The organism is Streptomyces sp. AC627_RSS907 (genome assembly GCF_019049165.1).
This window is the reverse complement of sequence record NZ_JAGMUE010000052.1, coordinates 25,484-46,416: the sequence shown is the minus strand read 5'-3', so window position 1 is coordinate 46,416 and position 20,933 is coordinate 25,484. Positions and strand designations below refer to the sequence as shown.

Here is a 20,933-nt window from a genome sequence, read left to right as displayed (position 1 = left end):
GGGCGAAGCCCTGCGGAGCGGGCTGCGGCGCGGGGGCGGGCGCCGGGGCGGGGCCGGCGGGGGCACCGAACGCCGGCGGCGCCGCGGCCTGGGCGGGCGGGGCGAAGCCCGGGACGGCGCCGGCCTGGGGCTGCTGCGCCGCCGGCGCCTCCTCCTCGGCCACCTCTCCGCCGAAGTTCCTCAGCAGCGCGTCGAGCCCGCCGTCGAAGCCCTGCCCGACGGCGGCGAACCGCCACACGTCCTTCAGATAGAAGTCGCCCAGCATCACGGCCCGCTCGGTGGAGAACTCCGAACCGCTGAACGGGTAGCGGGCCACTTCCTCGCCGCCCGCGACGATCCGGAGGTACCCGGGGCCGACCTGCGACATCTGCCCGGCGCCGTCGATCGTCGCGGTGAAGGACAGCTTCTGGATCTGTGCCGGGATCCGGTCGAGCGTGACCCGGAAGGACTCCGTGTCGCCCGCCTGCGCACCCAGGAGCTGGATGGACTCCTCGGGGGTCTTCGGCTGGTTGAAGAACACGAAGTACCGGTCGTCGGACAGCCGCTCGTCGGCGTCGAGGCCGAAGCAGCTGATGTCGAAGCTCAGCCCGGGGCCTGAGATCTGCACGCCTACGTACAGATCCGTGCCCGCGGTGAGATCACTGATCCTGGCCTTGTGGCCGCGTTGGAATTCCCTGGCCATGCGTTACGACCGTCCCCCATCCGAATGCGAGTGCGTCGCGCCAGGCTAACGGCAATCCCTGACACCGGAGGAAGCCGGTACAGACCCGGTACAGAACCCGTGCGCGGCCGTGTCGGACGCCCCGCCGGGGTGCGCGCTACTCGCTGCGGGCCCCGGGTACGTGCGGCAGCCGGTCGGCGGCGACCACGCCCTCCAGGTATCCCCGGGCCCGCTCGGTCCGGGGATACGCGTCCAGCAGCCGCCAGAACCGGGGCCCGTGCCCGGGCACGAGCAGATGTGCCAGCTCGTGGAGGAGGACGTAGTCGACGACGTATTCGGGCATGCCCTGGAGCCGGTGCGACAACCTGATGCTCCCCTCGGAAGGAGTGCACGAGCCCCAGCGTGTGTTCTGGTTGGTGACCCAGCGGACCGAGGAGGGCCGGGCCCGTCCGTCGAAGAACTGGGCCGACAGGCGCTCCGCCCGCTCGGCCAGCTCCGCGTCGCCGAGGACGCGCTTGCTCTCCTGGGCGGCCAGCTTGTCCAGCATGAGGCTCACCCAGCGTTGCTCCTCCGCCTCGGACATCCGGGCGGGGATCAGCACGACGGTGCGATCGCCCTCGCGGTACGCGGAAACCGTCCGGCGTCGCCGGGTGCTCCTACGGACCTCGATCGCGCTCGCCCCCGAGCCGTTCGACAGCGGATTCGTCGGTGTGCGCTGGGGCGCCCCGGCGCGGTGCAGTGGGTCGGCGGACACGCCCCGACGTTACCCGGTGCACACGGGGAAGTCCCGGCTCCGGAATGGTTCGGTGCCGATCCGCCACCCCACTTTCGAGTCGTGCGACTGATTTGTACGACGAACACCCCCCACCTGTGGACAACTTTCGACGCCCGGTCGCGGATCCGGGCATGCTGGCACTCGCCGGCGGATTCGCGACCGACCGCACGACCCGGTACGCGACCGACCACCCGCCGGACACACGGGGACGTTCGAAGACGTGCGACGACGTACGGGGGACCATTCCATGCATCCGATGGTGAAGCCCGCGCTCAGGCGCGGCTGGCGCGATCTCAACACCGTGCAGTTCGGTATGACGCCGGCGCACGCGCTGACGCTCGGCCCGGTGGACACGGCGACGGGCAGCTTCCTCGAACTGCTCAACGGCACCCGCGGCCCGGCACTCCTGCGCGAGGAGGGTCGTCGCATGGACCTGCCGGACGGGCATGTCGACCGGGTGGTGGAACGGCTGGCGCGGGCCGGGCTCCTCGACGACTCGCGCGGCGGTGGACCGGAGGCGGAGGCCCTGCGGGAGAAGAAGGAAGGTACTCGACCGGCTCCGCCCCGATCTGGCCTCACTGTCCTTGACCACCGCCGAGCCCGGGGATGCGATCAGGCACCTGGCCGCCCGGCGCGCCCAGCGGGTGCGGGTGAAGGGGGCGGGCCGGGTGGGCGCGGTGTTGTCCTGCCTGTTGTCGGGCGCGGGCGTCGGCGAGATCGACGTGCGCGACGGCGGACGCGTCGAGCCGTGGGACGTCGCCCCGGGCGGGCTGCCCGCCGAGGCCGTCGGCGACCGCCGGGACGAGACGGCCCGCCGCCTGGTCCGCCGGGCCGCCCCCGGCCGGCCACCGCGCCGCGGTCCCACGACTCCGCCGGAGGAGGGCGACCCGGGTTTCTCCCTGGTGGTCCTCGCCCCGCGCGACGACGTCGCGGTGCACGCGCCCGACCCAGCCACCGCGGAGCCCCTGCTGGCCTCGGGTACGCCCCATCTGTACGCCGGTGTCGTGGAGGGCACCGGCGTCGTCGGCCCCCTGGTCCTGCCCGGCGAGACAGGGTGCGCGGGCTGTCTGCACGCGGACCGCACCGACCGGGACGCGGCCTGGCCGCGGCTGGTGGCGCAGTGGCGCTCCGGCGGGCAGCACCAGGTACGGCCCTGTGACCTCACGCTGGCCACGGCCGTGGCCGGACTGGCGGCAGCCCACGCGCTCTCCTTCCTGGACGGCCGGACACCCGCGAGCGTCGGCGAGCGCTGGGAGGTCTCACTGCCCGGACTGCGGTGGCGGACGCGGCCGGTCCGGCCGCATCCGGCCTGCCCGTGCGGAGCCGCCCGGAAAGGTAAGCAGGAACACACCCCCGAGGAAGGGGATCGGCGCGAGACAATGGCTGGGCAATGGCCGTCAGCAGAAGTACGCCGTGGGGCAGAAACGGCGCGGCCGGCTGTGACTTGGAGGGCGCATGTCTGATCTTCCGCGCAAGGCGGTCACCCGGACCGCCAAACTCGCCGCGCTCCCGCTCGGCTTCGCCGGGCGGGCGACCTGGGGGCTCGGCAAGCGGATTGTGGGCGAGTCCGCGGAGATCGTCGGCCAGCAGCTGCAGCAGCGCACCGCGGAGCAGCTGTTCAAGGTACTCGGCGAGCTCAAGGGCGGGGCGATGAAGTTCGGCCAGGCCCTGTCCGTCTTCGAGTCGGCGCTGCCCGAGGAGGTCGCCGGCCCCTACCGGGCGGCGCTGACCAAGCTGCAGGAGGCGGCACCGCCGATGCCGACGCGCACGGTGCACTCCGTGCTCGCGGAACGGCTCGGAGAGGACTGGCACGACCTGTTCCTGGAGTTCGAGGACAAGCCCGCCGCGGCCGCCTCGATCGGCCAGGTGCACCGGGGGGTGTGGCACGACGGCCGCGAGGTGGCGGTCAAGGTGCAGTACCCGGGCGCCGGCGAGGCACTGCTGTCCGACCTGAACCAGCTGAGCCGCTTCGCCCGCCTGCTGGGCCCGCTGGTTCCCGGCATGGACGTCAAGCCGTTGATCACGGAGCTCAAGGACCGGGTCTCGGAGGAGCTGGACTACGCCCTGGAGGCGCAGGCCCAGCAGGCCCACGCCGAGGAGTTCGCGGACGACCTGGACATCGTGGTGCCGGACGTCGTCCACCAGTGCGAGCAGGTGCTGATCACCGAGTGGATCGACGGCATCCCGATGTCGGAGATCATCACGGACGGCACCCCGGAACAGCGCGACCGGGCCGGCCAGCTTCTGGCCCACTTCCTGTTCTCGGGCCCGGCCCGCACCGGCCTCCTGCACGCCGACCCGCATCCCGGCAATTTCCGTCTGCTGCCCGGCGGGCCGGACGGCGAGGACGGCTGGCGTCTGGGCGTCCTGGACTTCGGCACGGTCGACCGGCTCCCGGGTGGCCTGCCCGAGCCCATCGGGGAGGCCCTGCGCATGACGCTGGACGGCGAGGCGGAGGCCGTCTACGAGATGCTCTGCGCGGAAGGCTTCGTCAAGGAGTCGATAGAACTGGACCCGGACGCCGTCCTCGACTACCTCCTGCCGATCATCGAACCGGCCCGGGTCGACGCGTTCACCTTCACCCGCGGCTGGATGCGCAGCCAGGCGGCCCGGATCGCCGACCCCCGCTCCCCCGCCTACCAGCTGGCCAAGCAGCTCAACCTGCCGCCGGCCTACCTTCTGATCCACCGCGTCACCTTGAGCACCATCGGCGTGCTGTGTCAGCTGGGAGCGACAGTGCGGCTGCGCGAGGAGCTGGAGGAGTGGCTGGTGGGGTTCCTCCCCGAGGAAGAGGGGGAGGAGGAAGCGGCCGAGGCCGAGGAAGTGGCGGCGGAGGCGTGAGCCGCCGACGGTGAACGCCGCGTGGGGGCCGGTCCGTCGGACGGACCGGCCCCCACAGGGAGAGCTCGCCCCCCCCTGGCCGGGGGGGCCACCGCTTCGGGTGTGTACTCGGTTACTGCATGACCGCCATGGCGAGCGCACGCCGGGCACGCATCGAGGCGCGCTCGGCCCGGCGCTGCATCCGGCGAGCGGTCGCCAGGCGCAGGGCCCGGCGCTCCCGCTCCGCCTCTTGCAGGCGGTCGTGCATATGCGCACGTGCCAGGGCTTCTGGGATGAGTTGCATCTCTCGGGTCCTGTTCTGGCGCGAGTCCTTCGCGCCGCTGGTGGTGAAGGCTTCAGGCGTGGTGCCTGCGATGTCGTGGGCGGACGGCTTCATCGGGGCCTGCTTCTCGGGGTCGTGCGTGAGGGGATGGTCGATCGTTCCTGTGATGTTCATGCCGTGACCGGGTTCTTGCGCGGGCGGCCACGGGGCCGCTTCCGGGCGACGACGACACCCTGGACGAACAGCTCGCCACCCCAGACGCCCCAGGGCTCACGCCGCTCCTTGGCACCCGCGAGGCAGGCCTCGATGAGCGGGCAGGTGCGGCAGAGGGACTTGGCGTACTCGACGTCCGCCGGCGACTCCGCGAAGAAGACCTCCGGGTCGTAGGAACGGCAGGGGACGGGCACGCCGAGGTTCTCGATGGCGTCGTCGAGCGCGGTGAGCGCGGTGAGCGGGGTCAAGGTGGGGTCCTCCGTGGAGCCGGGCTTGGGGATCGTGTCGGAAGGCGGTACGGACGGGGCGTGCGCTTCGAGTTGCACGGGTGGTCTTCCTCGTCTGGTCGTTCCGGCCGGTTGGCCGGGTGGCGGCGTGGTACCGGGTTCTTTTCTTGTCCCGAGGCTCCTTCTTGCCGTCGTCCCCGTTCGGGGAAAACAGAAGGGCCGCGGATCCCGGATGGGGTTCCGCGGCCCTGAAGGCGCCGGCCTGATCGGCGATCAGGCTGGATCACTCCAGGGTTCTGGCCCACGGAAGGCCCACATCAGGTGGTGCTGCGTCGTCTGCTTCCGGAATCCGGCACCGGTCGCGGTAAAGGCATAGGCCTTCGCCTGTGCCACTACTGCTGCTTCCAGTGCCTGGGTCGGTCGCTCATCGCGCTCACGGACAGGGAGGCCCGCGGGAGCAACGGAGGCGGAGGCCGGGCGCACAGCACGAATGCCGGACAGACCGGTGCCGCGGTTGGAAGCGCCGAGCGTGCGCAGGGAGACGGCCGAGAGATCGGTCATTTTGGCGGTGGTGCTGAAGCTGATGCTGATCACTGGGCTCGCCTCCTCTCGGCGTCTCGGGGGACTGGGACGAACCAGTCCGCGGATATGCAAGTACAGCACGGATTCAGGGCCTCCGGGAAGGCCGCTGCTCCCGTGACCAAGAACCTATGGGGATTCCCGGGGCATGCGCAAACTATTTTTTCGACGAGTTCGCATCAGCTCTCCTCGTCAACCCCCTCGACGCTCCGGCCTGCGCAGATGGCCAGGACGTCGGCTCCGTAACGGTTGAGCTTGCGGGCCCCGACCCCTGGGATGCGCGCCAGCTCGCGCTCGTCGTCCGGGACGGACTCGGCGATCGCCATGAGCGTCTTGTCGGTGAAGACGCAGAACGCCGGCTGCCCGCTGCGCCCCGCCTGGACCGCACGCCACTCACGCAGCCGCTCGTAGACGCCCTCGTCCATGTCGGAGGGACAGCCCTCGCAACGCATCAGCTTCATTTCGCCGGCGTCGGTGAGCGTGCGGCCGCAGACGCGGCAGCGGGCCGGGGTCCGCTGCGTCCGTCTGGGGGCGGCGGCCACGGTGCCGCCGTTGCCGAAGCCGCGCTCGACACCCCCCGAGCCGCCCGCGGCCGTGCGCCCGCCGGCAGTGCCCGACCCGGGCCGCAGCCCTCTCAGGAAGCGGCTCGGACGGCGGCTCGGCCGGCCACCGGGCGCACGGGCGAGCGCCCAGGACACATGCAGACGTTCGCGCGCGCGGGTGACACCGACGTACAGGAGGCGGCGTTCCTCCTCGATCTGTTCGTCGGTCTTTGCGTAGGTGATCGGCATCATGCCCTCGGCGACGCCCACCAGGAAGACGACGTCCCACTCCAGGCCCTTGGCCGAGTGCAGGGAGGCGAGGGTGACGCCCTGCACCGTCGGGGCGTGCTGGGCGTTCACCCGCTCGTCGAGTTCTGCGACGAGGTCCCCGAGGGTGGCGCCGGGACTGGCGGCGGCGAAGTCCTGGGCGAGGTTGACCAGGGCGGCCAGGGATTCCCAGCGCTCCCGGACAGCGCCGGAACCGGCCGGGGGCTGCGGGGTCCACCCCTCCCCCGACAGCACCGCTCGCACCTGGGAGGGCAGGTCGACGGCGTCGTCGAGAAGGGAGTCGTTGCCGCCGAAACGCGCCGCGGCCCGCAGGGAACTGCTGGCCTTGCGTACCTCCGGACGGTCGAAGAACCGCTCCGCGCCGCGCAGCTGGTAGGGGACCCCGGCGTCGGCGAGAGCCTGCTCGTAGGTCTCGGACTGGGAATTGGTCCGGAACAGGATCGCGATCTCGGCGGCTGGAACGCCGGACTCGATGAGCTCGCGGATGCGGCGGGCGGCACCCTCTGCCTCGGCCGGTTCGTCGGTGTACTCGGTGTACACGGGCTCGGGGCCGGCGGGGCGCTGGGAGACCAGCTCCAGACGGTGGTCGGCCGCCCGGCCGCGGGCCTGGGCGAGCAGGCCGTTGGCGAGGTGGACGATCTGCGGGGTGGAGCGGTAGTCGCGGACCAGCTTGACGACGGTGGCACCAGGATGGCGCGTGCGGAAGTCGAGCAGATGGTCGGAGGTTGCTCCCGTGAACGAATAGATCGTCTGGCTGGCGTCGCCGACCACGCACAGGTCGTCGCGGTCACCGAGCCACAGCTCCAGCAGGCGCTGCTGGAGGGGGCTGACGTCCTGGTACTCGTCGACCACGAAGTGCTGGTACTGGGCCCGGACCTGCTCGGCGACGTCCGGCCGGTCCTGGAGGACGGCCACCGTCAGCAGCAGCACGTCCTCGAAGTCGATGACACCGCGCCCGCGCTTGAGGTCCTCGTAGGCAGAGTAGAGCTGGGCGATCTCGGCCGGGTCGCGGGGCGCCTCGCGGCCGGCCTTGGCGGCCGCGAGGGCGTAGTCGGCGGGGACGGTCTGGGTGACCTTGGACCACTCGATCTCGGCCGTGGCGTCGCGCAGCTCTCCCCGGTCGAGGCGGATGCGGCAGGCGGCGGCCGCGTCGGCGACGAGCTGGATCTTGCGGTCGACGAGCCTGGGCAGTGAACCACCGATCGCCTTCGGCCAGAAGTACTGGAGCTGACGCAGGGCGGCCGAGTGGAAGGTGCGGGCCTGCACTCCGACGGCGCCGAGCTGGCGCAGCCGGCCGCGCATCTCCCCGGCGGCGCGGTTGGTGAAGGTGACGGCGAGCACGCTGGAGGGTTGGAGGACGCCGGCCCGCACCCCGTAGGCGATGCGGTGGGTGATCGCCCGGGTCTTGCCCGTACCCGCGCCCGCCAGCACGCACACCGGGCCGCGCAGGGTGGTCGCCACCTCGCGCTGCTCGGGGTCGAGCCCTTCGAGCACCGCGTCGGCCGAGTCCGGTACCTGCGGGAAGAGGGTGGAGTGCGTTGCTGCTGTCACACCGCCATGCTGCCAGGTCGCGGGAGACGGGTGAGTCGGTTGTCCACAGGCACGCACTGATAGTCGTACCAATGCGACAAGTGTCACGCGGCGGGAATGGTGGCGCCGCCGCAGACGTTCCCCACCTGCGACCTCATCCCCGAGCCGCCGAAGGAGCGCGAGAGACATGCCGGGCACTGTGACGATGTACAGCACCACGTGGTGCGGCTACTGCCGTCGGCTGAAGAGCCAGATGGACCGCGAGGGCATCGCGTACACCGAGATCAACATCGAGCAGGACCCGGAGTCCGCCGCGTTCGTGGAGAAGGCGAACGGCGGCAACCAGACGGTGCCCACTGTTCGGGTAGTTCCCGCCACTGGTGGCGACGAGGTCGTGATGACGAACCCGAGCCTTGCCCAGGTGAAGCAGGCGCTCGCGGTCTGACGCTCTCCAGCGCTTCGCCCCCTCTGGTCAAGGTCACCGGAGGGGGCGCTCTGTATGTAGGGGAAGCGGACAGCGAGCCCGCGCACAGCCAGTCACCCGCCATCAAGACATGCCGCCGCAGTCCTGTGCGGCGCCTCGCCGGGGTACTTCATGCAACAACGTGCATACCCAGGTTCGTGCATGGACGCCCGAGCGTGCCCCTCATACGGTCGTGTCCAGCGGCCCAACCGGGGCCACGAACAAGGGGGTTTCGCATGGCGCGCGAAGAGCTGACTCGGCTTACCGGTAACGGGAATGGGGAGTGCGGCGAAGACGACTGCCCGAACGTGTACCGCACGCAGCGGGGAACGTTCGTTGTGCAGGGCGATACGTCCGACGCCTTCGTCCCGCCGCAGGGGGAAGGGCTTGTGGAGATTCCCGAGAGCGTTCTTCGGGAGGCTGTTCGTGCTCTTGGATGGTGACGAGTGGCGGGCGATGCTCCGGGAGTTCCAATCGGAGGCATGGCGCTTGGAGACTCTGCCCCAATACCTCGTACCGCAGGAATCCGGAGAGCTCGAAGCCTTCCGGGCCGGTAAGCGAATCGACCCGCACACCTACTCGTCCACATACACAGAAGACCTAAAGCGACTTCGCGGTGAAGGGAAGCGCAAGGGTCGCGTACACATCGTGACTCGGCCGCTCTCCGAATACCTGCGCTTCGAATTCTCCCGGTACTACGCCCCTCACGCACTTGCCGGAGAAGACGTGCGAATCCTCGACGTGACGGACCGAGAGAATCCGTTGTCGGGCGTTCGGGACTTCTGGATGTTCGATCACTCGACGGTCGTTATCATGCACTACGAGAGCGATGGGACGCAGATCAGCCGTGAACTGTACGAGGGTGAGCCGGCGGACTTCATCGAGTACCAGCGCATCGCCATCACTGAATCGATTCCCTTCCTGGAGTACGTGAAGGAGTGACGTTCGAAGCCGAGCAGCTTGGCGAGTCCGGTCCGGAACTTGCTTCGCTACTCCGAGATCTGCGCAAGCGAGCCGGTCTCTCCGGGGATCGGCTCGCGGCGCGCTGCAACATGTCTCAGTCCAAGGTGAGCCGGATCGAGAACGGCAAGACGCGTCCATCCCTTGTCGACGTGGAACAGATCCTGAGAGCCCTTGAAGCACCACCGGAACTGGTCGCCGAGGTTTCCGCACTCGCCAGGCTGGCCAACACCGAGTGGCGGAATCTGCGAGAGCTACGCCGTAAGGGGCTGGGGACACGGCAAGCGGAGTTGAAGGCGCTCGAAGCGTCCTCGACGCACATGCGCTACTTCCTGCTCTCGATGATTACCGGGCTACTGGCCACGCCGGAATACGTACGGGCCAGCCTCGCTCACTCCCCGGCGGATACGAGCAAGGCGGTAGCGGGGAAGCTGGAACGGCAAGCCATCCTCTACGACACGTCGAAGCGATTCACGTTCCTCCTGACCGAGCAGGCGATTCGCTGGCCGGTCGTCTCCGCGTTGGCGTTGGCCGAACAGATGGACCGCCTGTCTTCCCTGTCCTACCTTCCGAACGTACGTATCGGCGTGATTCCTCTCGGGGCGACAACGCCCAGAACTCCACTGAATACCTTCACCATCTACGACACTTCCTTGGTCACCATGGAAACCTCAGCGGGAAGTCTTGTCTTGCGCGACGGCCGAGATGTTCAGAGCTACTCGAAGGAATTTGAGGGGTACGAAGAATCCGCGTTGTTCGGGGAGGAGCTTCGAGTAAGGCTTGCCGAGTGGTCGGCTGCGTGCCGTTCATGATCTTCAGTCCACAACGCGCATGAAGCGCGGACCCGTGCGTATTCCAAGGGATCATCTTTCGGCAGACACCCAGTCGGGAGGCCGTACGGGATGAGCACACCGAAGACGACGATGACGGGGCCGGTGCATGTGACAGCTCCGGTCAGGGAGCCGGACTCTGTGGCAGGTTGCGGCGTATGCCTCGGCATCGCTGTGACTCGAACCAACGCCCGATCAGTCGGGGACTACTCGAAGGTGTCCGATGCGAACGTCGTTCTCCGTACGCACCTGCGGGAAGAGCACGGGGCCGAGTGATGGTGCGCTCCCTCATGCGATACGTGAGGCACAGGATCACGCAGCACCCAGACACTGACGTGACCTTCGAAGCGGAGTGCCTTCACTGCAAGTGGACGGCCACGCCCGCCACGGACGGCGCGGCGGTCGACGTGGCGTGCATGAGCCACACAGGCCGGAGCGGACACAAGGGCTTCCGGCGTGTCTGTACGTCGTTCGCGATGGTGGTCCGGGACGAGTGACCGACAGGCCCCCGACGCTCTGAGGGACGGCGAGCACCACGACCGAGGTGCGCCGGAAGGGGGAGCGGTTCGAGCGACCTGCACCCCCTGTGCCTGTCCCTGTCGACTCCCCCCGTGGTCGGCAGGGGCAGGCATCGTTACGCCTGCCAGACGGCGTCACACGTCGTGCATGACAACGGCCCCCGGCGTGAGCCGAGGGCCTGTCGCAAGCCGTTGTGCGCCTGTCTCAGGCGCTCTCTCCAAGGTGGCGGTACAAGGTGGCACGGGAGATGCCGAGTGCCTTGGCGATGGCGCTTACGCTCTCGCCCTTCGCCTTCCTGGCACGGGCCACGGTGAGCACGTCCTCATCGACCACGGACGGCCGTCCGCCGGTACGCCCCTGCGCCTTGGCTGCGTCGAGTCCTGCACGGGTGCGCTCCTTGATGAGGCTGCGCTCGAACTCCGCCATGGCCCCGACCACCTGAAGCATGAGACGGCCGTCCGCCGTACCGGGGTCGATGTTGGCCAGTGCCCCCGTGAGCACCTTGAACCCGATGCCCCGCTCTCGAAGGGTGTCGACCATGGTCACAAGGTCGATGAGGGACCGAGCGAACCGGTCCAGCTTCCACACGCACAGGGTGTCGCCGGGTCTGGCGTAGTCCAGTGCGGCCGTGAGCTCTGGCCTGTCGGTGTTCTTGCCCGATGCCTTGTCCTCGAAGATCCGGGCGCAGCCTGCGGCCGTCAGTGCGTCGCGCTGAAGCTGCGCTTCCTGGTCGTCGGTGGAGACGCGGGCGTAACCGATGAGCTGGCCAGTGATCGTGTTCGTCGTCATGGACGGGACCGTCTCAGAACTCGTCTCAATACGTCAAGCCTGAGACGGAAGTTTCGAGACGGGTTTTGAACAGTGCTGGGTTCCCCTTTCGGGGTGCCTACCGTCTCGTCTCACAAACCTTGGTTTTCGAGACGCCTGTTACTGGTCACGCTGCGCCACGGTCGGGGTTGTGTCTCTGCCCTGCGTCGGCCAGCGCTGCGCCCTGTCGGCCACGGCAACGGGGCGTGCGCCTGTCTGCCTGCCTATCGCTGCGCTCTTGCCTGCCTGCCAGAGGCGCAGCCTGCCAGCCGCTCACGCGGGCGCACAGCCGTTCGCCTGCCCATGTGGAACGGGCCAGCCTCTCGACGGCGGAGGGAAGACGACGGCGAAGGGGGTGGGGCATGACCCCTTGAAGGGTCCTTACTCGACCGCCGTGTCTTGGCGGCTCAAATCCTGCCACGGTTCTGGGGTCCGCCTGAGAGGCGCCTCACATGCGATGACCTGCGCTTTTACCCCTGGAGGCCTGTAGATTTTGGAGTCCTTGTGAGTCTTCGGAGAAGGGAAGCCCGCGATACAGGAGCACGTATGGCGTCGTGCGCTGGTGCGCTCGAACATGAAGCACGCAGAGAAGTTGGTCGGCGTCGCCATGGCGTTGTATGCGGACTACGAGACGGGCGAGAACGTGTGTCCGTCGAACGGGACGATCGCCAAGGAACTCGGCTACGGCGGGAAGGCTCCGGAGCAGACGGTCAACAAGATCGTTGGCAGGCTGCGTAAGGCTGGCTGGCTTACGAAGACGGGCAAGGTGCCGGACGGTCCGGTGATCTACCGACTCACCTTGCCAAGGCAGGGGGGTATGGCTGAGGAGCCATACAACCTACATACCTTCAAGAGCGACGGCGGTAGGAGTGAGGAGCCAGCGGCGAAGAGCAAGCCGGTAGGCGAAGAGCGGCCCCCGAAGGGGGGCCGACAGGGCGAAGACGAAGAGCGCAAGCAGCCGGCGAAGGTGGGCCGCGTAAGCGGCCCCCAGCAGGAAGACGAAGGCGCTGGCTCCCTTGGGGGGCCTTCGGCCCCCAACTTGTCCTTCGTAGATCTTGGCAAGGTCAAGCAAGAGGAACAGCGTCGACGCTGGTTCGGAGACGCGTATGCATCTCCCGTGCCGGTGGACTTCGACTACGACAGCTTGACCGACCGGCTCCAAGAAGCAGGGCACGAGCCGCCGCCCTTCTGATCGCAAGACAGAAGGCCCCCCAGGCCGGGGGCCTTCCTCGGTTGCTCAGCTGCATCAGGCAGAGATCGGAACCATCTCGGCTCCCTCTGCTCCCTTGGCTTCCCCTTCAGCCTTCGCCCGCTGCGCTGCCCGTTCCGCGTCGAAGTCCTCCCAGCGGCTGACGATCGCCCACTCCACACCCGCAAGCGGCTTCGGCTTCTCGTACGGCTTTCCGTGCAACGAGATCGGCGTGATCGGTGAGAGCACCTGAGAAGACTTGGAGGGCAGGTCCCAGTACGAGATGCCCTGTTGCTTGATGTTCTCGATCAGGTCGCCGGGATCGACGGCCAGGACGTCATGTCCGAAGTACGCCTTGACCTTGTGCTTCTTCAGCCATTCACGCCGTTCGTCGACACTCGACCGCTCCCACCACTCCGCGTAGCTCTCGCCCGTACCCGTCCACACGGTCACCGGCTTCGGCCCCTCCTGGTTGGTGACCTTCTCTCGGTCCTGGGCAAGGCTGGCGACTTGCGAGGCGTACGCGACGGCGCTGAGCTCGTCCTGCTGGAGTTCCTTCAGGAGCTGGTTCATCTTGCCGTCGATCACGGCGAGCTTCGCCGCACGGCTGTCGTCGATGGTCGTCTTCGACTCCATCCGTTCCAAGTGGCCGATCTCGCCCAACAGGGTCAACTCCAGCCAGGGGTACAGGTCTTCGGCCCAGAACCTCTGCTTCGGGCATGCCTGGATGCCCTTGCTCTTGTTGCCGTGACAGCGGTACCGCTCGCGCTTGCCCTTGGCCGGGTCGCCCTTCACGAAGTAGAGGGCGCTTCCGCACAACAGGCAGAACGTCACGCCCACCGTCGGCGACGTAGAGCCCTTCTGCTTCTTGTACTTGACCGAGGCGACGGCTTCCGACAGCTTCGTCCACTCCTCCTCGTTCAGTACCGGCTCAGAGCGCATGACAGGTGTGCCGTCGTCGTTGCGGGCTACGGCGCCACTGGCGCGTACGTACTCCCCGAGCAGGGAGCGGCTGATCAGTACGGCTTGCACTGTGGTAGGTGTCCACCTGGCTCCCCGAGGCTTCGGGTCGGCCAGCCGAGTTGTGCTCTCGCCTGCCGCCGCGCGGATGCGAGCGATGTCCTGAGCCGTGGGTACACCTTGCTCGTTCAACCAGTCGGCGACGGCCGAGAAGCTCGGCTTCTCGATGAAGCGCCGGATCATCTCGATCAGCGTCGGGCCGTACTCGGGGTCGAGTTCCAGAGTGAAGCCTGCGTCGCCCTTCACTGCTCTACGTCCGAACGGGACAAGGCCACCCGGCCAACGGCCGGTCTTCCGCATGGTCTCCCGGGAAGCCTTGTTGCGGGCCTTGATGGCGTCCAGCTCGGCCTCTGCGACCACAGCCAGGATCTTGGCGATGGTCTTGCCCCACGGCTTCGAGAGGTCGAATCCCTCCTCGCAGGAGATGAGGCCCTTACCGTTCGCCTCGCACCACTCGATGATGTCCGAGAGGTGGCGGACCGACCGTGCGATGCGGTCGATCTTCAGGATGATGATGTGGTCGAACTGGTCCTTCTTGTTGTTGAGCCAGTCCCCCAGGGACGGGCGTACCCACGGCGAGATGGACGCCGACACGTCGATGTCGACGGCGAAGTCGACCAACTCCATTTCCTCCGCGTCCGCACGCTTGCTGATGCGGGTGCGCTGCGTGTCCTCCCCCGTCTGGTTCTCGTTGCCGACGGACAGACGGACCACGCCAAGAGCCCTGGGCTTCTCGCTCACGCTCTTACCTCCCCCACAAGGGGCGGCCCTCCCTGGCCGCCCTCACGCAGCGGGAAGTTTACAGACCGCGCCGACCGTCCTCTTCCTAGACGGCTCGACGCTGACCAACCCGTCGCTGGCGCAGGTGAAGCAGAAGGTCGGCGCGTAAGCGAGCGGCCGGACGGACGGTGTGAGCAGAGGGGTGGCCCTCCCCGTGCGGGAGGGCCACCCCTCTGCGTGCGGGAGGGGGCCACCCCTCCGCGTCGTGGTACCTCAGACGAAGCCGCGCGTCGGCAGGGGCTTGCCGTACCAGAGCTCGATGAGGCGGGCCGCGATCGAGATGCCGTAGGGCGGGAGCACCTCGCCGGACTCGAAGGCGGCGCCCAGCTCGTCGCGGGAGAACCAGCGGGCCTCGTGGATCTCGTCGCCGTCGACGTTGATGTCGGTGGAGGTGGCGCGGGCCGTGAAGCCCAGCATGAGGCTGGACGGGAAGGGCCAGGGCTGGCTGGCGACGTACTCGACGGGGCCGACGGTGATGCCGACCTCCTCGTGCACCTCGCGGCGCACCGACTGCTCGATGGACTCGCCGGGCTCCACGAAACCGGCCAGCGTCGAGAAGCGGCCCTCGGGCCAGTGGACCTGGCGGCCGAGCAGGATGCGGTCGTCGGCGTCGGTGACGGCCATGATCACCGCGGGATCGGTGCGCGGATAGTGCTCGGCGCCACAGGCGGGGCAGCGGCGGATGTGGCCCGCGGCGGCGATGACGGTGCGCTCGCCGCAGCGGGAGCAGAAGCGGTGCAGACGCTGCCAGTTCTCCAGGGCCACCGCGTGCACCAGCAGGCCCGCGTCCCGGGGCGACAGCAGCAGGCCGGCCTCGCGCAGGCCCGCCGGACGCGCGGACTGGTCCATGCGGCCGGGCAGGGAGTCCTTCTGGAGGGCGAAGTAGCTGACTCCGGCCTCGTCGGTCCCCAGGAAGTACCGGTGTGCCTCGGTGAGCGGGGCCTCGAAGGAGGGGGTCATGACGAGTTCGGTACGCCCGTCGGGCGTCTCGTCGATGAGGGCCTGGCCTCCGGAGACCACGAAGCAGCGCGTCGAGGGGTGGCTCCACGCCGCCGCGAGCCAGGCCTCGTCGAGGCGGTGGTGGGCGGCGCGGTCGATACCGCTCGGAGCGGTGAGCGAAATGGGACGGTCGGCGGTGTGGTCGGTCCAGGTGGTCACGGGTGCTTCCAACTCCCCCGGTGAGCGGTTCTTTTCGGCAGGCGGTTCAGCGGGTCGTACGGCGGGTGGCGGCCGGGTCCGGGAGGGCTCTGCTGCCCGCGGCGGCCCTTTCAGTGTGCCGCGCGCCCGAGGCCGGTCCGGACCAGGTCCGTACTGGGCGCTCAGGGCGCATGGCGCCAGTGTTCCGCCAGGTCACCCCACAGGTGGGCGGAGGTTTCGACGCCCTTGAGGAGCAGGTCCAGTTCCACCTTCTCGTTGGGGGCGTGCCAGCCGTCGGACGGGACGGAGATGCCGAGGAAGAGCACGGGTGCGCCGAGGACCTCCTGGAGGTCGGCGGCCGGTCCGGAGCCGCCCTCGCGGGTGAAGCGGACCGGCTTCTCGAAGGCGCGGCTCATGGCGCGGACCACCGACTGCAGCGCCGGGTGGTCCAGCGGTGTCAGACAGGGCCGCGTGGCCGCGCCGAAGGTGATCTCGCAGCGGATGCCGGCGGGCACCTGCTCGGCGGCCCAGGCGCGGACCGCCTTCTCGACGTGGTCGGGGTCCTGGCCCGCGACCAGCCGGAAGGAGAGCTTCACCATGGCGGACGACGGGACGATCGTCTTGCTGCCCGGGCCCTGGTAGCCGCCGCCGATGCCGTTGACCTCGGCGGTGGGGCGGGCCCAGATCCGCTCCAGTGTGGTGTGTCCGGCCTCGCCATGGGCGGCGTACGACTTGGCCGTGCGCAGCCACTGCCGCTCGTCGAAGGGCAGCTCGGCGAAGAGTGCGCGTTCGCGGTCGGTGAGTTCGACCACTCCGTCGTAGAAGCCCGGGATCGCCACGCGCGCCTGGTCGTCGTGCAGGGCGGCGACGAGGCGGGCGACGGCCGTGGCCGGATTGGGGACCGCGCCGCCGAAGGACCCCGAGTGGATGTCCTGGTCGGGGCCGTGCAGCTGGATCTCGCACTCGGCGAGGCCACGCATGCCGGTGCAGACCGTGGGGGTGTCCTCGGACCACATGCCGGTGTCGGAGACGATCACCGCGTCGGCGGTGAGCCGCTCGGCACGCTCCTCCACGAGGGCCCGGAAGTGGGGCGAGCCGGACTCCTCCTCGCCCTCGATCAGCAGCTTGAGGTGGACCGCCGGGGCGGTGCGGCCGGTGGCGGCGAGGTGGGCGCGGACGCCGAGTGTGTGGAAGAACACCTGCCCCTTGTCGTCGGCCGCACCGCGCGCGTAGAGGCGGTTCTCGCGGACGACGGGCTCGAAGGGCTCGCTGTGCCAGCCGTCCTCACGGGCCGCCGGCTGCACGTCGTGGTGGCCGTAGACGAGGATCGTCGGTGCTTCAGGGTCGCCGCAGGGCCACTCGGCGAAGACGGCCGGGGCGCCTGGCGTCGGCCATACCTCGGCGGTCGGGAAACCGGTCTCCTTCAGCTTGGCGGCGAGCCAGTCGGCACTGCGGCGTACGTCGGTCGCGTGGTCCGGCTGCGCCGACACGGACGGGATGCGCAGCCAGTCGACGAGGTCGTCGAGGAAGCGGGCGCGGTGCTGCTCGATGTACGTACGGACAGCGCTGACAGCATTGTCAACGGGGTGGCTCATGCCCACGAGCCTATCGGCCCGCGCGGACACCCCGACCGTGCTGTTCGTCACCGACCGGCTCGGCCAGCAGCAGACTCTCCAGCGCGGCGCGGTCCGGCAGCCCGTCGGGCCGGACGACCTCGCCGGTGCGTACGTACAGGAAGGCGGCCGTCACCGACTCCAGGGGTACGCGCTGCTGCTCGGCCCAGGCCAGGCGGTAGAGCGCGAGCTGGAGCGGGTCCGCGGTGGCGGCGCGGCCGGTCTTCCAGTCGACGATCTCGTACGTTGCCGTGCGGCCGTCGCCTTCCTTGTAGACGGCGTCGATGCGACCGCGTACGACCCGGCCGGCGAGCGAGAGCTGGAACGGCGCCTCGACGCGGTAGGGGGTGCGCCGGGCGTATTCGGTGCGTTCGAAGGCGTTCTTGAGGAACTCCAGATCGCGCTCGTCGGCGATCTCGGCGTCGGCGCCGGGCAGCTCCTCCGGTTCCAGCAGGGGCAGCGTCAGCGGTTCGAAGCGTGCTTCCACCCAGGCGTGGAAACGGGTACCGCGGCGGGCGGCGGGCTGGGGCGGGCGGGGCATGGGCCGGGCCAGCTCCTGCGCGAAGCCGTCCGGGTCGGCGGCCAGGCTCAGCAGCTGGGAGGCGGTCAGCGACGCCGGGAGACGCACCTCGGTCACGCTCTCGCGGGCGCGGAGGAGCTCGCCGGTGAGGGCGTCCAGGTCGCGGTCCCAGGAGGCGACCGTGCGGGCCTCCTCGGGGGTCAGGCGAGCGGATGCGGGCTCTCGGGAGGCGGGTGCCGGTTCCGGCGTCCGGGGATGCGGGCGAGCGCCCTCGGTGTCGCCGGGCGGTACGGAAGGTGCCGTCTGGTGCGGGATCACGGGGCGGCGGTCCGTCGGCGGTGTGGTGGGGCGGTCCGTCGGCGGTGTGGCGGTCGGGCCCGGCGGCGGTGCGGCGGTCGGGCCCGGCGGCGGTGCGGCGGTCGGGCCCGGCGGCGGTGTGGCGGGCCGGTCCGTGGTCCAGGAGTCCCAGTCCGCGGGGCCTTCGGCCCGGCCGGGGTCCTCTTCCTCCTCCAGGAGTGCCTCGTCGTCCCCGGGAGGCGGCGGCCAGTCCGGGTCGTCGTAGGTGTCCGGGTCGTGCGTGGCGGCGGGACGGCCGTCCTCTTGGGAGGCGAGGTCGTCCAGGTGGGCGAGAACCGTCTCGGCGGCGGCCCGGCGGCGGGCGAGGGCCTCGTCGTCCAGGGGCAGGGGCCAGGCCTGGTCGGCGGTCGCCTGCTGCAGGGCCGGGTTCTCCTCGTCCTCGGCGGGTGCGTCCGCCCAGGCCTCGATCTCGCCGTGTCCGGCGGCGCAGTGCTCGTACAGGGCCGTGAGGAAGGCGGACGGTCCGCGGGGCTTCTTCTGGGCGGGGCCCCACCAGTGGCCGGAGCCCAGCAGCAGGGAGCGGGGACGGGTGAAGGTGACGTAGCCGAGGCGGAGTTCCTCGGTGTGCTGGTGATCCTTCATGGCCTCGTGGAAGGCCTTGAGGCCCCGGGAGTCCCAGGAGTCGACGTCGGGCAGGGTGTCGGCGTCGCCGCGCAGGCCGTGCGGCAGCACCTTGCCCTGCGCGGTCCACTTCTCGCGGCCCTGGCCGCTGGGGAAGGTGCCGGTGACCAGCCCGGGTACGGCGACGACGTCCCACTCCAGGCCTTTGGACCTGTGCGCGGTCAGCACCTTGACGGTGTTCTCTCCGCCGGGCAGGGCGTTGTCGAGGCCCTTCTCGTACTGGGCGGCGGTGCGCAGGAAGCCGAGGAAGGCGAGCAGGGTGGCCTCGCCGTCGCTCGCGGCGAAGGACGCGGCGACATCGAGGAAGTTCGACAGGGTCTCGCGGCGCCGGGCGGCCAGGGCGTGCGGGGACGCCGACAGCTCCACCTCCAGGCCGGTGACGGCGAGGACGCGGTGCAGGACGTCCATGAGCGGGTCGGACAGGGATCGGCGCAGGTCGCGCAGTTCGGCGGCCAGCCGTGCGAAGCGCACGCGCGCGTCCGGCGAGAAGGGCAGTCCGTCGTCGTCCCCGGAGCCGTCCAGGGGCGTCTCCAGGAAGGTGTCGAGGGCGTCCGCGAGCGATATCACCTCGGCCGGATCGACGCCCTCGACGGCCTCGGCGAGCCTCCGGTCGGGGTCGTCGTCGCCGTCCACGCGCGCGTGGGCCACCAGGAGCCGGGCCCGGCGTCCGAGAAGGGCGAGGTCGCGGGGGCCGATGCGCCAGCGCGGGCCGGTGAGCAGGCGGACCAGGGGGGCGTTGGCGCCGGGGTCCTGGAGGACCTCGCAGACGGCGACCAGGTCGGCCACCTCGGGCAGGTGCAGCAGTCCGGACAGGCCCACGACCTCGACGGGGACGTCGCGGGCCACCAACGCGCCCTGGATCTCGGCGAAGTCGGTCGCCGTGCGGCACAGGACGGCGATCTCACCGGGCGCCTTGCCGGTGCGCACGAGGTGGGCGACGGAGTCGGCGAGCCAGTCGATCTCCTCGGCGTGGGTGCGCAGCAGGGCGCACCGCACCATGCCGTCGCGTTCGGCGCCCGGGGCGGGGCGCAGGGCCTCCACGCCCGCGTGCATGGCGCGCAGGGGCTCGGCGAGGCCGTTGGCGAGGTCGAGGAGACGGCCGCCGCTGCGGCGGTTCTCGCTGAGCGCCTGGCGGGTGGCCGGGCGGCCGTCCGCGCGGGCGAAGTGCTCGGGGAAGTCGTCGAGGTTCGCGACCGACGCACCGCGCCAGCCGTAGATCGCCTGGCAGGGGTCGCCCACCGCGGTCACGGGGTGGCCGGTGCCGCCGCCGAACAGGCCCGCCAGGAGGATCCGCTGGGCCACGGAGGTGTCCTGGTACTCGTCGAGCAGGACGACCCGGAACTCGTCGCGCAGGACGCGGCCCACCTCGGGCAGCCCGGCCAGCTGTGCGGACAGGGCGATCTGGTCACCGAAGTCGAGCAGGTCCCGTTCGCGTTTGGCGGCCCGGTAGCGGATCACCAGGTCGGCGAGTTCGCGGCGCGCGGCGGCGGCCTCGGGGACCTTGCGCAGGTCGGCGTTGCTGAGCTTGACGCCCTGGAGGGAGTCCAGGAGGCCGGCGTCCCAGGTGCGCAGGTCCTCGGGGCGTACGAGGTGCTCGGCGAGCTCGGCGTCGAGGGCGAGGAGGTCGCTGACCAGGTCGGCGAAGGAGCGGGTGAGCGCCGGGTAGGGGCCGGGGGCCTCGCGCAGGACCCGCGCGGCGAGCTGGTAACGGGAGGCGTCGGCGAGGAGGCGGGAGGTCGGTTCCAGCCCGAGCCGCAGACCGTGGTCGGTCAGGAGGCGGCCCGCGAAGGCGTGGTACGTCGAGATCGCCGGCTCGCCGGGCGGGTTGTCCGGGTCGATCACGTCCGGGTCGGTGACGCCGGCTCTGACGAGCGCCTTGCGGACGCGTTCGGCGAGCTCGCCGGCGGCCTTGTTGGTGAAGGTGAGGCCGAGGACCTGTTCCGGGGCCACCTGGCCGGTGCCGACCAGCCACACCACGCGTGCCGCCATCACCGTCGTCTTGCCCGAACCGGCTCCGGCCACGATCACCTGCGGGGCGGGCGGCGCCACGATGCAGGCCGTCTGCTCCGGGGTGAAGGGGATGCCGAGGAGCTCCTTGAGCTGATCGGGATCGGTGAGATGGGCGGGCACGTCGAAGAGGCTAGCGGCGGGCACTGACAGTGGGTGCCGGGTCGCCTTCGGATCCGAGAGATGCGCAGG

The 20,933-nt window shown here is 70.1% G+C and carries 17 protein-coding genes and 2 pseudogenes; 8 read left to right on the top strand and 11 right to left on the bottom strand.

What is annotated here, in order from left to right:
* Together KUM32_RS14685 and KUM32_RS14680 are read right to left on the bottom strand one after the other, a co-directional pair.
* A partial coding sequence (locus KUM32_RS14685; RefSeq protein ID WP_217142311.1) for a TerD family protein occupies positions 1-682 on the bottom strand: 682 nt, incomplete at its 3' end.
* 136 nt (positions 683-818) lie between these two features.
* Entirely contained in the window at positions 819-1,415 is a 597-nt protein-coding gene (locus tag KUM32_RS14680) for a M48 family metallopeptidase (protein ID WP_217142310.1), read from the bottom strand.
* A 268-nt stretch (positions 1,416-1,683) separates the two neighbouring features.
* Between KUM32_RS14680 and KUM32_RS14675 the strand changes: the two are divergent.
* Positions 1,684-2,899, top strand: a pseudogene (locus tag KUM32_RS14675) (TOMM precursor leader peptide-binding protein).
* Positions 2,892-4,277 carry an AarF/ABC1/UbiB kinase family protein gene (locus KUM32_RS14670; RefSeq protein WP_217142309.1) on the top strand — a complete coding sequence of 462 codons (1,386 nt, stop codon included), beginning with the start codon at positions 2,892-2,894 and terminating at the stop codon, positions 4,275-4,277. The pseudogene KUM32_RS14675 and the gene KUM32_RS14670 overlap by 8 nt, the downstream one beginning before the upstream one ends.
* A 112-nt stretch (positions 4,278-4,389) precedes the next feature.
* Here KUM32_RS14670 and KUM32_RS14665 read toward each other — a convergent pair whose 3' ends face one another.
* The 4 genes from KUM32_RS14665 to KUM32_RS14650 all read right to left on the bottom strand — a co-directional run bounded on the left by KUM32_RS14665 (position 4,390) and on the right by KUM32_RS14650 (position 7,939).
* Positions 4,390-4,713: a hypothetical protein gene (locus tag KUM32_RS14665; protein ID WP_217142308.1), complete on the bottom strand. Its 324-nt coding sequence runs from the start codon at positions 4,711-4,713 to the stop codon at positions 4,390-4,392.
* Positions 4,710-5,078, bottom strand: coding sequence for a WhiB family transcriptional regulator (locus tag KUM32_RS14660; protein ID WP_125504338.1), 369 nt, complete (start codon positions 5,076-5,078; stop codon positions 4,710-4,712). The genes KUM32_RS14665 and KUM32_RS14660 overlap by 4 nt, the downstream gene beginning before the upstream one ends.
* A gap of 174 nt (positions 5,079-5,252) precedes the next feature.
* Entirely contained in the window at positions 5,253-5,573 is a 321-nt protein-coding gene (locus KUM32_RS14655; RefSeq protein WP_217142307.1) for a hypothetical protein, read from the bottom strand.
* Between the two features lie 164 nt (positions 5,574-5,737).
* Positions 5,738-7,939, bottom strand: a complete 2,202-nt coding sequence (locus KUM32_RS14650) for an ATP-dependent DNA helicase UvrD2 (RefSeq protein WP_217142306.1) — start codon at positions 7,937-7,939, stop codon at positions 5,738-5,740.
* 166 nt (positions 7,940-8,105) lie between these two features.
* On the opposite strand from KUM32_RS14650, the gene KUM32_RS14645 reads away from it, so the two are divergent.
* The 4 genes from KUM32_RS14645 (at position 8,106) to KUM32_RS14635 (ending at position 10,153) form a co-directional block, all read left to right on the top strand.
* Positions 8,106-8,363, top strand: coding sequence for a mycoredoxin (locus KUM32_RS14645; protein ID WP_145867355.1), 258 nt, complete (start codon positions 8,106-8,108; stop codon positions 8,361-8,363).
* A gap of 254 nt (positions 8,364-8,617) precedes the next feature.
* Positions 8,618-8,824, top strand: coding sequence for a hypothetical protein (locus KUM32_RS43460; RefSeq protein ID WP_254405556.1), 207 nt, complete (start codon positions 8,618-8,620; stop codon positions 8,822-8,824).
* Complete coding sequence (locus tag KUM32_RS14640; protein WP_217142305.1) at positions 8,808-9,323, top strand: DUF6879 family protein; 516 nt, start codon at positions 8,808-8,810, stop codon at positions 9,321-9,323. Before KUM32_RS43460 ends, KUM32_RS14640 begins: the two co-directional genes overlap by 17 nt.
* Positions 9,320-10,153, top strand: coding sequence for a helix-turn-helix transcriptional regulator (locus tag KUM32_RS14635; protein WP_217142304.1), 834 nt, complete (start codon positions 9,320-9,322; stop codon positions 10,151-10,153). Before KUM32_RS14640 ends, KUM32_RS14635 begins: the two co-directional genes overlap by 4 nt.
* 741 nt (positions 10,154-10,894) lie before the next feature.
* Here KUM32_RS14635 and KUM32_RS14630 read toward each other — a convergent pair.
* Positions 10,895-11,479: a recombinase family protein gene (locus KUM32_RS14630; protein ID WP_217142303.1), complete on the bottom strand. Its 585-nt coding sequence runs from the start codon at positions 11,477-11,479 to the stop codon at positions 10,895-10,897.
* A 592-nt stretch (positions 11,480-12,071) separates the two neighbouring features.
* Here KUM32_RS14630 and KUM32_RS14625 point away from each other — a divergent pair.
* A complete protein-coding gene (locus KUM32_RS14625; RefSeq protein ID WP_217142302.1) occupies positions 12,072-12,689 on the top strand; it encodes a helix-turn-helix domain-containing protein in 618 nt (205 codons plus the stop codon).
* Between the two features lie 54 nt (positions 12,690-12,743).
* On the opposite strand, the gene KUM32_RS14620 is transcribed toward KUM32_RS14625, so the two are convergent.
* Positions 12,744-14,447 (bottom strand): recombinase family protein, encoded by a 1,704-nt coding sequence (locus KUM32_RS14620; protein ID WP_308408655.1) that lies wholly within the window; start codon positions 14,445-14,447, stop codon positions 12,744-12,746.
* A gap of 52 nt (positions 14,448-14,499) precedes the next feature.
* Between KUM32_RS14620 and KUM32_RS14615 the strand changes: the two are divergent.
* Positions 14,500-14,595, top strand: a pseudogene (locus KUM32_RS14615) (NrdH-redoxin); the annotation flags it as partial.
* 104 nt (positions 14,596-14,699) lie between these two features.
* Here KUM32_RS14615 and nudC read toward each other — a convergent pair.
* The 3 genes from nudC to KUM32_RS14600 all read right to left on the bottom strand — a co-directional run bounded on the left by nudC (position 14,700) and on the right by KUM32_RS14600 (position 20,864).
* Positions 14,700-15,644: an NAD(+) diphosphatase gene (gene nudC / locus KUM32_RS14610; protein WP_217142300.1), complete on the bottom strand. Its 945-nt coding sequence runs from the start codon at positions 15,642-15,644 to the stop codon at positions 14,700-14,702.
* 161 nt (positions 15,645-15,805) lie between these two features.
* Positions 15,806-17,218: a dipeptidase gene (locus KUM32_RS14605; protein ID WP_217142299.1), complete on the bottom strand. Its 1,413-nt coding sequence runs from the start codon at positions 17,216-17,218 to the stop codon at positions 15,806-15,808.
* Between the two features lie 10 nt (positions 17,219-17,228).
* Complete coding sequence (locus KUM32_RS14600) at positions 17,229-20,864, bottom strand: ATP-dependent DNA helicase (protein ID WP_217142298.1); 3,636 nt, start codon at positions 20,862-20,864, stop codon at positions 17,229-17,231.
* Between the last annotated feature and the right edge of the window lie 69 nt (positions 20,865-20,933).

Coding starts and splice junctions, on each gene's coding strand:
- KUM32_RS14670 (WP_217142309.1), top strand. CDS start 2,892: ATGTCTGATCTTCCGCGCAAGGCGGTCACCCGGACCGCCAAACTCGCC.
- KUM32_RS14665 (WP_217142308.1), bottom strand. CDS start 4,713: ATGAACATCACAGGAACGATCGACCATCCCCTCACGCACGACCCCGAG.
- KUM32_RS14645 (WP_145867355.1), top strand. CDS start 8,106: ATGCCGGGCACTGTGACGATGTACAGCACCACGTGGTGCGGCTACTGC.
- KUM32_RS43460 (WP_254405556.1), top strand. CDS start 8,618: ATGGCGCGCGAAGAGCTGACTCGGCTTACCGGTAACGGGAATGGGGAG.
- KUM32_RS14630 (WP_217142303.1), bottom strand. CDS start 11,479: ATGACGACGAACACGATCACTGGCCAGCTCATCGGTTACGCCCGCGTC.
- KUM32_RS14625 (WP_217142302.1), top strand. CDS start 12,072: ATGAAGCACGCAGAGAAGTTGGTCGGCGTCGCCATGGCGTTGTATGCG.
- KUM32_RS14605 (WP_217142299.1), bottom strand. CDS start 17,218: ATGAGCCACCCCGTTGACAATGCTGTCAGCGCTGTCCGTACGTACATC.